This is a genomic window from Roseixanthobacter pseudopolyaromaticivorans (genome assembly GCF_043195145.2).
GTDB lineage: Bacteria > Pseudomonadota > Alphaproteobacteria > Rhizobiales > Xanthobacteraceae > NCEH01.
In genome coordinates, this window is sequence record NZ_CM195539.1 from 1,534,599 (window position 1) to 1,548,588 (window position 13,990).

Here is a 13,990-nt window from a genome sequence, read left to right on the forward strand (position 1 = left end):
GCGTCCCCATGACGGATGTGACCCATGATCTGGCCCGGCAGTTGGGGCGGCAGGCGGAGGCAGTCTGCCGCCATTATCTCTCCGCGGGCCGACGGCAGGGGCACTATTGGCAGGTCGGCGATGTTCGCAACTCTCCCGGCCGCTCCATGTTCGTGCGGCTGACGGACACCGCGAAGGGCCCAGCCGGAAAATGGACCGACGCTGCCACGGGCGAGCACGGCGACCTCCTCGACGTGATCCGCGAAAGCCGGGGCCTGCTCAACTTCACCGATGTGGTCGCAGAGGCTCAAGCATTTCTGCGCCTTCCACCAATCTCACCAGACGCGGAAGCTCCTCATGGCGGAAAGCAATGTTCCTCACGTGATCCGGTCATCTCGGCACGACGGCTGTTCGCCGCTGCAGAGCCGATTTCGGGCACAATCGTAGAGGCGTATCTGCGGACCCGCGGCATCTCGGCTTTGCACGAAACCGGAAGCTTGCGCTTTCACCCGCGCTGCTACTATCGTCCAGATGCACACGGGCCCATTCAACCCCGGCCGGCCATGATCGCCGCCGTCACGGATCTCCGCGGACGGATCATGGGCGTGCAACGCACTTGGCTCACACCGAACGGGTCGGACAAGGCAGCCATCACCACGCCCCGGCGCGCCATGGGTCACCTGCTGGAGCATGCCGTTCGCTTCGGCACCCCAAGCGAGGTCATGGCCGCCGGCGAGGGAATCGAGACCATCCTGTCCCTCCGCTACGTGCTGCCCAACCTCCCGATGGCGGCGGCGCTCTCGGCAGCACACCTCGCCGCCATCGCCTTTCCACCCAGGCTGCGGCGGCTCTACATCGTCTGCGACAACGATCCTGCCGGCAACAGGGCAGGGGACAGCCTTATCGCACGAGCGGCTTCTGCCGGGATCGAGGCCATCGTGCTCTCACCAGCTCTCGGAGACTTCAACGAGGATCTGCGCGCCTTTGGTTTCGATGCGTTGCGAGCGGGACTCCGATGTCTGCTTGCACCTGATGACGTCGGCCGCTTCATGGTGCTGAGCCCGTGAGCTGGAGCGACAGGGAGCGGGAATGCTCTGACGTCACGCTCTGATGCCCACCGTTGCTAGAGGATCCGCAGCCAGGCCTTCCAGAGGGCGATCGGCCGGCAGTCGTCCCGGACCGGCAATGGCTCCGGCCGGTGATTTTCCGGCGGCGGTGTTTCCCCACGACACAAGCGTCGCGGGGCCCTGACACGCGCCTTTCCATCGCGAAACAAAATCCCCGGCCTTCGCCATCCTCCGCTCACGCTCCGGCCCCGCGCTTCCCGCGGGGTGCAGGTCCGTCCCGCCCGCCGGCTTCGTCGCCATGAAGGCCGCAAGGCTGCGGTCCAACCGACGGAGCCTCCCATGAGCACCGAGCACGACGGACCCCGCCACGCTTCCTCTCCCACCGATCACCTGCTGCAGGAACTTCAGCTCTATGGCTACCGTCCCTCGGACGACGAAACGGATCCGCGGCCGCTTCCCGATGCCGACCGCATCACCGGCGCAATTGCCGACATCTTCGATGCCCTCATCGCGACGCTGCAAGACACTCGCCTCGAGCCGGACCTTCCCGATCTCCTGTGGTCGACCGTCCATCTCTTCCACCGTGCCGCCGGCCGTATCTCGGGCACCCTTGACGACAACGAGCAAGGCCAGCGCCGCAGCCAGCAGGAGCAGGATGGCAGCGAGGTGCGCTCGGCGGAGCTGGAGCGACTCATCGCCGAGGGCCAGAGCCTCATGGAACGCCGCAACACCTTCGAGCTGATGCGCGACGAGGCTGCCGATGCCTTCGAACGGCACACCGGCTCAGCCTGGCGCCCGCGCTCCGGATCCCTGGTGAACCATCGGCACCTCACCGCAGCCCTCATCGACAGCCGCGATTTCCTCGCCGCCCGCAGGCGGGCTGAGACCGAGGTGATGATGCCCACAGGTCCGAAGATCGCCTTTTCCGGCGGCGACACGATGGACCACACGCACATCTGGGCGAAGCTCGATCAGGTCCGCGCGAAGCACCCTGACATGGTGCTGCTGCACGGTGGCTCGCCCAAGGGTGCCGAGAGGATCGCCGCCTGCTGGGCCGATGCCCGTAAGGTGCCGCAGGTCGCGTTCAAGCCCGACTGGACACGGCACGCCAAGGCCGCCCCCTTCAAGCGCAACGACCAGATGCTCTCGGTCATGCCCATCGGGGTCATTATCTTCCCCGGCACGGGCATCCAGGACAACCTCGCCGACAAGGCCCGCAAGCTCGGCATCCCGGTCTATCGGTTCGGGTCAGGCGGCGCATGAGCGCTGCCCCCTTCTCGACCATCGGAATCGAATTTCACGAGCCCTGAACGTTTCTCATGAAAGTGCTGGCTCCATTATCGATTTTCACCGGACTGACGAGCAGGACCTGTACTCATCAGACGTGTAGCTGAACAAAGCCTCCAGAGTCAGCTTATGCAGGGAGACGGCCGCACCTGCCGATCTTCGAGCGACCATCCACCCCCGCTTTTTTTGCGCTGATCCTTGGTCCGGCCGAGGGCCTGACGCCATCAACCCGCAAGGGGTCGGCTACGCACCGCGTGCCGCCGCTCCGCTTCGCCGTCGCGGTGATTGCGGCCATCGGCCGGACCAATCGGGCGCCTGTCAGCGGGGGATGGTCCTCCGCTTCGAGCAGGAGCCGGACCCCATGTCCTCTACCGATGCGCAGGCCTTCGCCCTCAGCCTTGCCAAGACCCTGATGGTCGTCATCGTGATCTTTCGCGCCGGCGACGGCAGCCTCTCGGTCGTGCCGGCCGACGAATTCGACGGCGATGCCTCCCAGATCGTCTGGGAGATTGATCCCTTCGCCAGATAGCGGAGGGAGCGCGGAAGTCCCGAGCATCCCCATTGCAGGGATTCCGGCGGCTTTTTCCCTTGCTATGCTGGTGATCGCGCCGCGGTGGTGGTGGTGGAAGGCGCAACCGTCAGAGCTTTCCTTATGGAGATACCACCATGATTTTCCTCGGCATCCTGCTTGGTCTCGCCGCCATCGCGTTATTCTGCTGGCTGCTGTTTACGCTCGCGGTCTTCGCGCTGCCGTTCTTCGCCGCTGTCAGCGCCGGCACTTGGGCACACCAAACCGGCGCGGGCTGGCTCGGTGCGATCGTCGTTGGCCTGATCGCCGGGGGCATCACGCTCGGCATCGGCCAGGTTCTGTTCGCGGTCGTTCGTCCGATGTGGGCGCGGCTCCTCTTTGCGCTCGCCTTCGTCATCCCGGCCGTCATCGTCGGCTATCACGCCACGCATGGCATCGCGAAGCTCGCCATGCCGTCCGAGACGTGGCAGATCGTCTTCTCGATCATCGGCGCTATTGCCATCGGCGTCACGACGCTGTTGCGGGTCGCGGCCAGCGCGTCCAGTTGGGACCTTGCGCAGATCTGAGCACGCTCCATGTCATTCGGCAGGGCCGGAGCCGAAAGAGCCTTGCCATCCATGCTGTCCGAGGATGCGGATCGGTGGCGCCGTCCGGATTGTGGCAGAGGCCCAAGCGGCGGTCGATCGCGATTACTTGAGACGAGACGACGCCACGTGGTCGGTCGCGGACCAGCGCATGATGGGAGCTATCTTATCTGGTCCTACCCGTCGCGGCGGAAGTGCACGGAGCCGGCCCGGAACGGGGGACGTGAAGCCGAAGAGGATCGGGCCGGTCTTCTGTGAGGTTGCGGAGGCCGCCATCATCCCCGTTCGGCATCCGTCCGTCGACGCGCCAAGTCGAACAGAGCCATTATTCATGGCTCACCCGATACCGCCCGCAAGCCCATAGAGCAGTCCGAGCACTGAACAGCCTGCCAAAATCGTCATCACGCCGAGGTGGAAGCGGAACACGGCGTTGAGCGCGGCAAGGGTGAGGATCAGGGACGCTGGCCGGATCGACGCCAACATCGGCACCTCCAGGCCCAGTCCCAGCGTGTTCAGCGTGATGATCTCGCCGAACAGCACGTGCAACAGGTGACCTCGTCGGCGCCCGCGTTGATCCTGCTCAAGGCGGTCCTTTCATGCGCACCTATGATGAGGCATAGTTCGCCGGTGAGGCGATGAGGCATATGATCAGGCTCAGGTCGGCAGCGGGGTGGGTGAAGGTGCTGCCAGCGATCCTGGTGGCAATGGCCATGCTGTTCGGACCCATCGCGAGCGCCTATTCCGCGCCGTGCCATGACGAGGATTCGGCATACGCAGCTGCGGCGGATCATCCGTACCAGATCGCCTCGCTTGATCCCGCAGATCATCATCCGGACGAGCCGACCCAACCCGCTGAACACGGAAAGTGCTGCAGCGTCTCCTGCAGTGTCTATGTGCCCGTGGCCGACGGCGCGAGCCTGCACGTTCTGGATCTGACCTTTGTTCGAGAGCCCTTTGATCTCGCCAACCAGGCCGCGGACGGCTTGGCGGTCTTGCCCGGCCTCGATCCCCCGCGTTTCCAGAGCTGATACCGGTCTCAACGCATTTCAGGCGTGAGGCGGACGCGCGAAGCAGCGCCCGTTGAGGGCGCCGGCGCGTCGACGTGCCGCAAGATGCCCCCGAAATCAGCGTCGGCCTCGTGCCGATGGCGAAACGAGGACCTTTCCATGTATGGTCGCGACACGCTTGCCGAGCCTATGGCCGGCACGGCTGCGCTTGGACAATCCGGACCGACTGGCACCGGAACCCCGCGGCAAACCCGAAATGCCCAAGGGAGCGCCTTCTCCAGCGATCCCGGAACGTTCGCTCGCGATTTCTTGTCCTATGGCAGGGACGTGGCCGAGCGCTGGATCCTGTTCTGGGACACGCTGCGCCAGCGGGCCGACAACATGCTGGCGCACGAGCGCGCCGGTAAGCCGGCTCTGCTCGACTTCGACTATGAGGTCCTGCTCGATGCCCGCCGGCTCGAGCGTCCGGCAAACTATGCCCTCCTGCGCGTGACCCGCGTGGGGGACGAGTGCCTGGAAGATTGTCTGGACGCGGCCAAGCCGCCCGTGGTGATCCTCGACCCGCGCGCCGGCCACGGCCCCGGCATCGGTGGCTTCAAGCAGGACTCCGAGGTCGGCATCGCCCTGCACCAGGGGCACCCCGTCTATTTCGTCACCTTCTATCCAGAGCCCGCCGCGGGGCAGACGCTCGCCGACGTGCTTCACGTGCTGCGGCGGTTCGTCGAGGAGGTGTCATGGCGACATTCCGGCGCCGCGCCTGTGCTCTATGGGAACTGCCAGGCCGGCTGGGCGGTGACGCTGCTCGCCGCGAACTGCGCGGGGCTGGCCGGACCGGCCGTGCTGAACGGGACCCCTCTGTCCTACTGGGCCGGCGAGACCGGCATCAACCCCATGCGCATCGCCGCCGGCTTCGAGGGCGGGGCGTGGTTGACACACCTTCTCGCCGACCTCGGGGACGGACGCTTCGACGGCGCCTTTCTGGTGCAGAACTTCGAGGGGCTGAAGCCCGAGGCGGTATGGGAGAAGTACGCGAACCTCTATGCCCACATGGATACTGAGCGGGAGCGGTTCCTCGCCTTCGAGCGCTGGTGGGGCGGCTATTACTTCCTGAGCCGCGAGGAGATCCTCGCCATCGTGGAGAACTTCTTCGTCGGCAACAGGCTGGAGCAGGGCCGCGTCCGGATCTGCGAAGGGTGCCATGCGGATCTCAGGCGCATCCGCAACCCGCTCGTGATCTTCGCATCCTATGGCGACAACATCACGCCGCCCCATCAGGCGCTCGGCTGGTTACCGATCGTGTACCAGGATACGGAAGATCTCAAGGCGGCGGGCCAGCGCATCGTCTATCTCATCAACCGCCATGTGGGTCACCTCGGCATCTTCGTTTCCGCAAAGGTTGCGCGGCTGGAGCATCGGGCCATCCTCGAGAGCCTGCCGCGGATCGAGACGCTCCCGCCCGGCCTCTACGAGATGAAGATCGACAATCCGTCCGGCGATCCCGATTGCCGTGAGGGCGCCTATCAGGTCCGCTTCGAGGCGCGCGAGGTGTCCGACATCCGCTTCGCCCGGCAGGACCCTGCCTTCGAGCGCGTGCGCGACCTGTCGGAGCGCAACGAAGCCTTCTACCGCACGTTCGTCAGCCCCTGGGTACGGGCGCTGACGACGCCCTGGTCGGCGGCGATGCTTGAGACGCTGCACCCAATGCGCACCAGCCGCTACCTGTTGTCGGAAGGCTTTATGCCCTGGATGCGCGATGTCCGATGGCTCGCGGAGCAGGTCGCCGCCGACCGGCATCCGGCCGCAGCGGACAACCCCTTCAAGGTCGAGGAGGAGCACGTCGTCTCGCGCGTCGCCGAGGGGATCGAGCAGGGCCGGCGCCTGCGGGACGCCCTGTGGGAGCGCCTCTTCGACAGTCTCTATGACGGCGTGGGCAGTGCCCACCCAGCCGGTGCGGACCCACAGCACAGGAGTGAGGGCACAGGGCCACAGGATACACGGAGCGGTTTGGATTTCCAGGCGGCCGGCATCAGCCGGACCGCAGCGATAGGAGAGAACTGACTATGACGACGTTTCGCAATCTGATGCTCGCCGGCGCGCTGCTGCTCTCGACGCCGGGCTTCGCCGAGGACGCGCACCATCCGCCGGAGGCCCAGCCTGCTGCGCCCCAGGCTGCCGCGCCGGCACCGCAGCCATCTCAGGCCACGCCGACGCCAGGTGGCCCTCAAGGCATGATGGGGCCGGGCATGATGGGGATGATGGGCCAGGGTGGCATGGGCATGATGGGCGGCGGAAACGCAGGGGCCGGCATGGGGATGAGCCAGATGATGGACCCCGACCGCATCGCAGGGCGCATCGCCTTCCTGAAGGCCGAACTGAAGATCACTGAGGCGCAGCAGCCCCTGTGGAGCGCATTCACGGAAGCGCTCAAGGCCAATCGCGCCATGATGGGTGACATGCAGGAGATGATGATGGCCGCGCAGGGCGGCTCGGCGCCGACCCTGCCGCAGCGGATCGACGGTCACGAGCGCATGCTCGTCGCCCGCCTCGAAGCGGTGCGCCGCCTCAAGGCCGCGCTCGGGCCGCTCTACGCGTCGTTCGACGAAGCGCAGAAGCGCACGGCGGACCAGCTCATGATGCCGGGTGGAATGGGCCCCATGTGAGCGTCGAACCTCGCTGGCGGGTCGGCGATCGCAGCCGGCCTGCTTCGCTCAGGTGGAGGAGGACCAAATGTCCTTGCATGACGACACCGGCCATATGCCGCGGCCCGGCAATGACACCGGCACGCGCGCCCCGCACCGAAGCTTCTGGCGCTCGCCCGGCGGCATCGTCGCCATCGGCTTTCTTCTCGCGGTGGCCTTTCTTTTGTTCTCGGAGCACCGCGTCCATGCGCTGGGGTATCTGCCCTTCCTCCTGCTGCTCGCCTGCCCGCTGATGCACATGTTCATGCATCACGGCCACGGCCATCATGCGGGACACCAGCCAGGCGAACGGCCGCCGGGTCCCGATGGGGGCAACCGATGACCGAGACCTCCGCTTATGGCCTGTGGGGCCTCGTGATCATCAACTCGGCGGTCTTCATCCTGTTTGCGGCAAGCTTCACCCGGCTGCAGACACCGCGGGACTGGCGCACGCTCGGGGCGTTCTCGGCCTTCATCCTTGCCCTGTTCACCGAGATGTACGGCTTTCCGCTGACCATCTATCTCCTGTCGGGATGGCTCGGCCGGCAGTTTCCCGGTGTCGATTTCTGGTCCCACGACGCCGGCCATCTGCTGGAGACCCTGTTCGGATGGCGCGTGAACCCCCATTTCGGGCCGTTCCACATCTTCAGCAATATTCTGATCTTCGGCGGCTTCTGGCTGCTCGTCGCGAGCTGGAACGTGCTTTATGCGGCCCAGCGCGATCACCGCCTCGCGACCGAAGGTCCCTATTCCCGCGTGCGGCATCCCCAGTACGCCGCTTTCGTCGTCATCATGTTCGGCTTCCTGCTGCAATGGCCGACGCTGGTCACGCTCGCCATGTTCCCCATTCTCGTCTCGGTCTATGTGCGGCTCGCACGGCAGGAAGAAGCCGCAGCCCGCACTGAGTTCGGGCCGACGTGGGATGATTATGCCAGCCGCGTCCCCGCCTTTTTCCCCGTATCGGAATTTCATCCGCGACAGCCCCTCGCTCCGGAGACCGCCCTCATGACTGAGCACGACACGCACGCCGGCCACCATCACCACCACGACCATGCAGTTCACCCGCCCGAAGGCGCCGGGATCGCGCCCACGGAAATGGTCAAGGATCCCGTCTGCGGCATGGAGGTGAACCCGGCCACCGCCGGGTTCCGGTCGGACTACGGCGGCAAGAGCTATTTCTTCTGCTCGGCAAAATGCCACGACAAATTCGACGCAAACCCTTCTGCCTATACCGCCGGTGCGGCGGAAACGCCGCCCGCAGCGAAGGGTCAGCCTCAAGGCGTGATCTACACCTGCCCCATGCACCCGCAGATCCGTCAGCTGGGACCGGGCAACTGCCCCATCTGCGGCATGACGCTGGAGCCCGAGGTGGCGACAGGCAAAACCGGTCCCAGCGCCGAGCTCGTGGACATGACGCGCCGCTTCTGGATCGGCCTTGCGCTGGCGCTGCCGGTGCTGGCCCTGGAGATGGGCGGGCACCTCACCAATCTCCACATGCTGCTCGGCGCGCAAGCGTCCAACTGGACCCAGCTCGTGTTGGCAACACCGGTGGTGCTGTGGGCGGGATGGCCGTTCTTCACCCGCGCCTGGCAGTCGCTGGTCACCCGCCGCCTCAACATGTTCACGCTGATCGCCATGGGCACGGGCGTGGCGTGGGCCTACAGCGTGGTGGCGACCTTCGCGCCGCAGATCTTCCCCGCGACCTTCCGCGCCGCCGACGGATCGGTTGCCATCTATTTCGAGGCCGCTGCCGTCATCACAGTGCTGGTCCTGCTCGGCCAGGTGCTGGAGCTGCGCGCCCGCGAGCAGACCGGCGGCGCCATCCGCGCCTTGCTCGACCTCGCCCCCAAGAGCGCCCGGCGCGTGCGTGACGACGGCAGCGACGAGGACGTGGCGCTGGAGGCGGTCGTGGTGGGCGACCGCCTGCGCGTGCGGCCAGGCGAGAAGGTGCCGGTGGATGGCAAGCTGGTCGAGGGCCGCTCCTCGGTGGACGAATCCATGATCACCGGCGAATCCATGCCAGTCACCAAGGACGTCGGCGCGAAGGTCATCGGCGGCACGCTCAACCAGAGCGGCGGCTTCGTCATGCGCGCCGGCAAGGTGGGGCGGGACACCATGCTGGCGCAGATCGTCCACATGGTGGCCGAGGCGCAACGCTCGCGCGCGCCGATCCAGCGCCTCGCCGACGAGGTATCCGGCTGGTTCGTGCCGGTGGTGATCGCCATCGCGGTCCTTGCCTTTGCGGCGTGGGGCATCTTTGGGCCGGAGCCGCGCTTCGCCCACGGGCTGATCGCCGCCGTGGCGGTGCTCATCATCGCCTGCCCCTGTGCGCTCGGGCTGGCGACGCCCATGTCCATCATGGTGGGCGTCGGTCGCGGCGCATCCATGGGCGTGCTCATCAAGAATGCCGAGGCGCTGGAGCGGTTCGAGAAGGTGGACACGCTGGTGGTGGACAAGACCGGCACCCTGACGGAAGGCAAGCCGAAGGTGGTCGCGCTGAAGACGGCCGGCGCCTTGGAAGAGGACGCGCTCCTGCGGCTTGCGGCGACGCTCGAGCGGGCGAGCGAGCACCCGCTCGCGGCGGCCATCGTCGCCGCGGCGGAGGAGCGCGCCCTGCCTCTCGGCGAGGCCCAGGATTTCGACAGCCCGGTGGGCAAGGGCGTGACTGGCACGGTGGACGGCCAAAAGCTCGTCATCGGCAGCCACCGCATCATGGGCGAGGAAGGCGTGGACCTCTCCCCCCTGTCGGCCGAGGCCGAGGCGCTACGCGCCGATGGTGCCACCGTGATCTTCGTTGCAATGGACGGGCGCATCGGCGGCCTCATCGCCATCGCCGACCCGGTCAAGGCGACCACCCCCGTGGCCTTGGCGGCGCTCCGGGCCGCCGGGGTCCGCGTCGTCATGCTCACCGGCGACAATCGGACGACCGCCGAGGCGGTGGCCCGGCGCCTGGGCATCGACGAGGTGGAAGCAGAGGTGCTGCCGGAGAACAAGGCGCAGGTGGTGACGCGGCTGCGCCAGGAAGGGCGGATCGTCGCCATGGCCGGCGACGGCGTGAACGATGCGCCCGCCCTCGCCGCGGCGGACGTCGGCGTCGCCATGGGTACCGGGACGGACGTCGCCATCGAGAGCGCCGGCGTGACGCTGCTGAAGGGCGATCTCCAGGGCATCGCCCGCGCCCGGCAGCTGAGCCACGCCACCATGAGCAACATCCGCCAGAACCTGTTCTTCGCTTTCATCTACAATGCGGCCGGCATACCGGTGGCGGCGGGCGTGCTCTATCCCCTGTTCGGGCTTCTGCTGTCGCCCATCATCGCCGCCGCGGCCATGGCGCTGTCATCGGTCAGCGTCATCGCCAATGCCCTGCGCCTGCGGCGCACGCCGCTTGGCTAAGGCGTCCTCGTTCTTGGACTGCAGAGACGGATCCGGCTCCAGGGAGGGAACCATGCTGAATTTCGACGGAATGATGGGCTCCGGCATGTGGGGGATGTGGCTGTTCGGCCTCCTGATCCTGGTCCTGGTCGTCCTCGGGATCGCGGCGCTCCTCAAGTATCTCGGCCGATGAGAGTGCGTCCCGGGGACGAAAGGGGTGGGCAGGCCAAGCCTGTCCACCGCCCCCTGTCGGACAGGACCAGCGCGCCTCCCGCGACGATGGTCGGCGGGACCGCCTCAGGACTTCCGGCTGGGATCGAAGGTGATCACGAGCGCGGATGCGAGGAGGGCGAAGACGGCGCCGACGATGAACGTCGCCCGGGCGCCACTGATGTCCCACAGCAGCCCGGCGGCAAGGCTCGCCGCCAGCGTCGCGAGGCCAGTGGCGAGGTTGAACAGGCCGAAGGCTGATCCGCGCAGCGCCGCCGGGGCGTTCTGGGCCACGAGCTTGGCGAGAAGGCCCTGGGTGAGCGCCATGAGCGCGCCCCACAAGCCGATGCCGAGGAACGCCCCCCACAGGCCCGGGACGAAGGCGAGGGAGAGGTCGGCCGCCACCAGCACGGCAAGGCCGCTGAGCAAAAGCCGCTCCGGCGGCGCCTGATCCGACCAGGCGCCGGCGGGTTAGGCGCCGAGGGAATAGACGACATTCATCGCGACGAGCACGAACGGAGCGAGCGCCAGCGGCAGTCCCTCGTCGTAGGCATTCAGGACGAGGAAGGCCTCGCTGAAGCGCGCGAGCGTGAAGACGACACCGATGGCCACGACGACAAGGAAGGGACGTTCGAGGCGCCTGAGATCCGCGATCCGCACCGGTGGAGGCCGGCCTGTTCCAACCGTGCCCACGGACCTGTCCTCGACGCCGAGGACGACGCAGAGCACGGCAAGAGCGCCGGGAACGAGGGCGACCCAGAAGACGGCCCGCATGTCGTCGGCGAACAGCGCCATCAGCGCGACGGCAAGCAGCGGCCCGACGAAGGCGCCCACCGTGTCGAGGGCCTGGCGCAGGCCATAGGCGCGTCCGCGGATCTCGGGCGGGGTGACGTCGGCCGCAAGCGCATCGCAGGGCGCGCCCCGGATGCCCTTGCCGACGCGGTCGGCGAAGCGCGCGGCGAACACCATCGCCGGAGCGCCGGCCAGGGCAAAGAACGGCTTGGATGCGGCGCCGAACCCGTAGCCGAGCAGGATCAGCGGCTTGCGCCGACCGAAGTGGTCCGACAAATAGCCCGAGAAGACCTTCGCGATCTGCGCGCTGGATTCCCCCACGCCCTCGATCATGCCCATCATGGCGACGCTCGCACCGAGGGTGCCGGCGAGGAAGAGCGGCAGCAGCGCGTGGATCATCTCGGACGAGATTTCCATGAACATGCTGACGAAGCCGAGGGCCCAGACGGTCCTCGGGATGGCGGGGCGCGGACCTGCAGCCTCCCGCCAGGCTTCCTGCTGCTTCCTGTCCACCTCGATCGTCAAGCCACCTTCACCACCGCCATCATCCCGGTGGCCATGTGATAGAGGTGGTGGCAGTGCAGGAACCACTCGCCCCTCTGCCCGGCATCGAAGGCGATGGTCACGGGCGTGTGCGGCGGCACCATCACCGTGTCGCGCAGGGCGCCTGCAAAGCGGCGCCCGCCGATGCCCACCACCTGGAAATGGTGGCCGTGCAGGTGCATGGGATGGCTCATGCCGGTGGGGTTCAGGAAGGTCATCTCCACCCGCTCGCCCTGCTGCACGCTGAAGGGCACGTCCTCCCCGTGGATGCGGCCGTTGATGGTCCAGCGATAGCCCGGCTCCTCGCCCAGCATGATGGGGAAGACCTTGTCCGCCCGCCGCGCCGGGAGAGGATTTAAGGCGGAAAGCCGCCCCTCGAAGGCGAGGTCGAGAAGCCCCTGCGGTCTGTCGGCCGTCTCCCCGAGGCGGGCGATGGCAGCACCGGCCGTCGCCAGCACGAAGCCGGTGCGACGGGGCGAGGCCTCCACCTGCGCCAGCACCGGAAAGGCACCGCCCCCTGCCGGGATCTCCACGAGGAGGTCGATGCGCTGTCCCTGGGCGAGCGGAAAGGCATCCGCCACCAGCGGGGCGCAAGGCGTGCCATCGACCGCGATGCAGGTCGCCTTCAGGCCCGGCACGGTTATGAAGAAGGCGGTGGCGGTGCCGCCATTGATGATGCGGAGCCGCACCCGACCGCCCTTCTCCACCTGCACCACCTCGGGATCGGCGAGGGTGCGGCGGTTGGCAAGGAAGGCGTCGTAGGCAACATCGTTGGCGTGCACCATCATGCCGCCGCCTTGCATACCTCCCCCCTGCATCGCGGCGCCCATTCCAGCGCCCGGCCCGGCACCCATTCCCCCCATGCCGTGGCCGGAGTGGTCCATTCCCGGCATCGCCATTCCCGGCATGCCTTGCATCTGCTGGCCCATGCCGTGACCACCGTGGCCGCCGTGTGCGTTCGCTCCGCCGAGTTCGGCCAGGATCTCCTCCGGGCTGCGGAAGGAGAAGTCGTGCAGCATCACCACCACGTCCTGGACATCGCCCGCGTCCGCCTCCCGGGTGACGAGGGGCGCGGCGAGCAATTGCTGCTCGCTCAAGGTGTGGGAGTGCATCCAGTGGGTGCCCGGGGTAAGGCGGAAATCCACCTGATCGATGCCCCCGGGGGCAAGTTCGCCGCCATTGGGACGGGCGAGGTCCTGGTCCGGCGGGGCGAAGATCTGGCCGTGCCAGTGCATCACCGCAGGGCTCTGCGAGGCGTTGAGCACCGCGCCGGTGAGCCGGTCTCCCTCCTTGGCGAAGAGGCCCTCGCCGGAAGGGCCCTTAACGGCGAACACCTTCGCCGCCTTGCCGTTCACGTCGAGGGTGAGGCTTTCCACCGTGAGAAGCGGAGCCGCAAGGGCGCGCTGCCAGCCGCTGGAGAAGGCGAGGGCGCCGAGCGCCGCGCCACCGGTCAGGACGGCGCGGCGGGAGAGGGCGGATTGGAACACGGGTCGGGTCATGATCGGCCTCTTTGGCTCGTCGCCGGGCAGACGAGGCGAAGCGAAGGGGTTTCGGGCGGTCTTCAATATTTGGCCTGAGCGGAGGCGCCGTCGGGCGCGGAGATCTGGACCACGCCCTTCACGCCCTTTGGGATGGCAACCGCCGCCGTCCCGGCGAGCCGGTTGCCGCCGGCGGGCGAGAGGGGAAAGCGCTGGGCCTTGCCGTCCACCACGAGGATGGCGTTGGCCTTGAAGCCCTCGGCCGCCACCGGCTTGTCGGCGCCGTCGCTCAGATAAAGCGCGACATTGGGCGTGCCGTCGGCCACCAGCTCCGCGTGGTAATGGCCGGCATCCACCCGCACCCCGCCGTTCGCCCCCGCGCCGGGCTCGTGGGCCAGGACGGGCAAGGCGACCAGCGGGAGACTGAGGACGGCCGGCAAAAGGCGGCGAAAGATCATGACAGG

At 67.4% G+C, this 13,990-nt stretch carries 12 protein-coding genes and 2 pseudogenes; 10 read left to right on the forward strand and 4 right to left on the reverse strand.

The genetic code is table 11. The features are described from left to right. The first annotated feature begins 8 nt into the window (after nt 1–8). The 4 genes from V5F68_RS07400 (at nt 9) to V5F68_RS07415 (ending at nt 3,428) form a co-directional block, all read left to right on the forward strand. A complete protein-coding gene (locus tag V5F68_RS07400; protein ID WP_394016225.1) occupies nt 9–1,046 on the forward strand; it encodes a DUF7146 domain-containing protein in 1,038 nt (345 codons plus the stop codon). A 339-nt stretch (nt 1,047–1,385) separates the two neighbouring features. Next, the gene (locus V5F68_RS07405; protein ID WP_012116552.1) at nt 1,386–2,309 is read left to right on the forward strand and encodes a DUF2493 domain-containing protein; all 924 of its coding nucleotides are present in this window, start codon (nt 1,386–1,388) and stop codon (nt 2,307–2,309) included. A 385-nt stretch (nt 2,310–2,694) separates the two neighbouring features. Continuing rightward, complete coding sequence (locus V5F68_RS07410; protein WP_188079546.1) at nt 2,695–2,862, forward strand: hypothetical protein; 168 nt, start codon at nt 2,695–2,697, stop codon at nt 2,860–2,862. 137 nt (nt 2,863–2,999) lie between these two features. Further along, the gene (locus V5F68_RS07415; RefSeq protein ID WP_012116554.1) at nt 3,000–3,428 is read left to right on the forward strand and encodes a hypothetical protein; all 429 of its coding nucleotides are present in this window, start codon (nt 3,000–3,002) and stop codon (nt 3,426–3,428) included. Between the two features lie 354 nt (nt 3,429–3,782). On the opposite strand, the gene V5F68_RS07420 is transcribed toward V5F68_RS07415, so the two are convergent. After that, nucleotides 3,783–3,992 (reverse strand): hypothetical protein, encoded by a 210-nt coding sequence (locus V5F68_RS07420; RefSeq protein WP_012116555.1) that lies wholly within the window; start codon nt 3,990–3,992, stop codon nt 3,783–3,785. Nucleotides 3,993–4,090: 98 nt separating this feature from the next. Here V5F68_RS07420 and V5F68_RS07425 point away from each other — a divergent pair, with 98 nt between their 5' ends. From V5F68_RS07425 to V5F68_RS07450, 6 genes and pseudogenes are all read left to right on the forward strand, one after another. Further along, entirely contained in the window at nt 4,091–4,474 is a 384-nt protein-coding gene (locus tag V5F68_RS07425) for a hypothetical protein (RefSeq protein WP_041576132.1), read from the forward strand. 138 nt (nt 4,475–4,612) lie between these two features. Beyond that, complete coding sequence (locus V5F68_RS07430) at nt 4,613–6,511, forward strand: DUF3141 domain-containing protein (RefSeq protein WP_149577258.1); 1,899 nt, start codon at nt 4,613–4,615, stop codon at nt 6,509–6,511. A gap of 2 nt (nt 6,512–6,513) precedes the next feature. Further along, a complete protein-coding gene (locus tag V5F68_RS07435; protein ID WP_149577257.1) occupies nt 6,514–7,113 on the forward strand; it encodes a Spy/CpxP family protein refolding chaperone in 600 nt (199 codons plus the stop codon). Nucleotides 7,114–7,180: 67 nt separating this feature from the next. Beyond that, entirely contained in the window at nt 7,181–7,474 is a 294-nt protein-coding gene (locus tag V5F68_RS07440; protein ID WP_188079545.1) for a DUF2933 domain-containing protein, read from the forward strand. 152 nt (nt 7,475–7,626) lie between these two features. Next, nucleotides 7,627–7,983, forward strand: a pseudogene (locus V5F68_RS07445) (methyltransferase family protein); the annotation flags it as partial. Between the two features lie 153 nt (nt 7,984–8,136). Then, the gene (locus V5F68_RS07450; RefSeq protein WP_232847551.1) at nt 8,137–10,524 is read left to right on the forward strand and encodes a heavy metal translocating P-type ATPase; all 2,388 of its coding nucleotides are present in this window, start codon (nt 8,137–8,139) and stop codon (nt 10,522–10,524) included. Between the two features lie 276 nt (nt 10,525–10,800). On the opposite strand, the pseudogene V5F68_RS07455 reads toward V5F68_RS07450, so the two are convergent. The 3 genes and pseudogenes from V5F68_RS07455 to V5F68_RS07465 form a co-directional block, all read right to left on the reverse strand. After that, nucleotides 10,801–11,928 (reverse strand): annotated as a pseudogene (locus V5F68_RS07455) (MFS transporter). A gap of 98 nt (nt 11,929–12,026) precedes the next feature. Beyond that, entirely contained in the window at nt 12,027–13,547 is a 1,521-nt protein-coding gene (locus V5F68_RS07460) for a multicopper oxidase family protein (RefSeq protein WP_149577255.1), read from the reverse strand. Nucleotides 13,548–13,609: 62 nt separating this feature from the next. Continuing rightward, entirely contained in the window at nt 13,610–13,984 is a 375-nt protein-coding gene (locus V5F68_RS07465; RefSeq protein ID WP_149577254.1) for a hypothetical protein, read from the reverse strand. Between the last annotated feature and the right edge of the window lie 6 nt (nt 13,985–13,990).

Coding starts and splice junctions, on each gene's coding strand:
- V5F68_RS07400 (WP_394016225.1), top strand. CDS start 9: ATGACGGATGTGACCCATGATCTGGCCCGGCAGTTGGGGCGGCAGGCG.
- V5F68_RS07405 (WP_012116552.1), top strand. CDS start 1,386: ATGAGCACCGAGCACGACGGACCCCGCCACGCTTCCTCTCCCACCGAT.
- V5F68_RS07410 (WP_188079546.1), top strand. CDS start 2,695: ATGTCCTCTACCGATGCGCAGGCCTTCGCCCTCAGCCTTGCCAAGACC.
- V5F68_RS07415 (WP_012116554.1), top strand. CDS start 3,000: ATGATTTTCCTCGGCATCCTGCTTGGTCTCGCCGCCATCGCGTTATTC.
- V5F68_RS07425 (WP_041576132.1), top strand. CDS start 4,091: ATGATCAGGCTCAGGTCGGCAGCGGGGTGGGTGAAGGTGCTGCCAGCG.
- V5F68_RS07430 (WP_149577258.1), top strand. CDS start 4,613: ATGTATGGTCGCGACACGCTTGCCGAGCCTATGGCCGGCACGGCTGCG.
- V5F68_RS07435 (WP_149577257.1), top strand. CDS start 6,514: ATGACGACGTTTCGCAATCTGATGCTCGCCGGCGCGCTGCTGCTCTCG.
- V5F68_RS07440 (WP_188079545.1), top strand. CDS start 7,181: ATGTCCTTGCATGACGACACCGGCCATATGCCGCGGCCCGGCAATGAC.
- V5F68_RS07450 (WP_232847551.1), top strand. CDS start 8,137: ATGACTGAGCACGACACGCACGCCGGCCACCATCACCACCACGACCAT.
- V5F68_RS07460 (WP_149577255.1), bottom strand. CDS start 13,547: ATGACCCGACCCGTGTTCCAATCCGCCCTCTCCCGCCGCGCCGTCCTG.
- V5F68_RS07465 (WP_149577254.1), bottom strand. CDS start 13,984: ATGATCTTTCGCCGCCTTTTGCCGGCCGTCCTCAGTCTCCCGCTGGTC.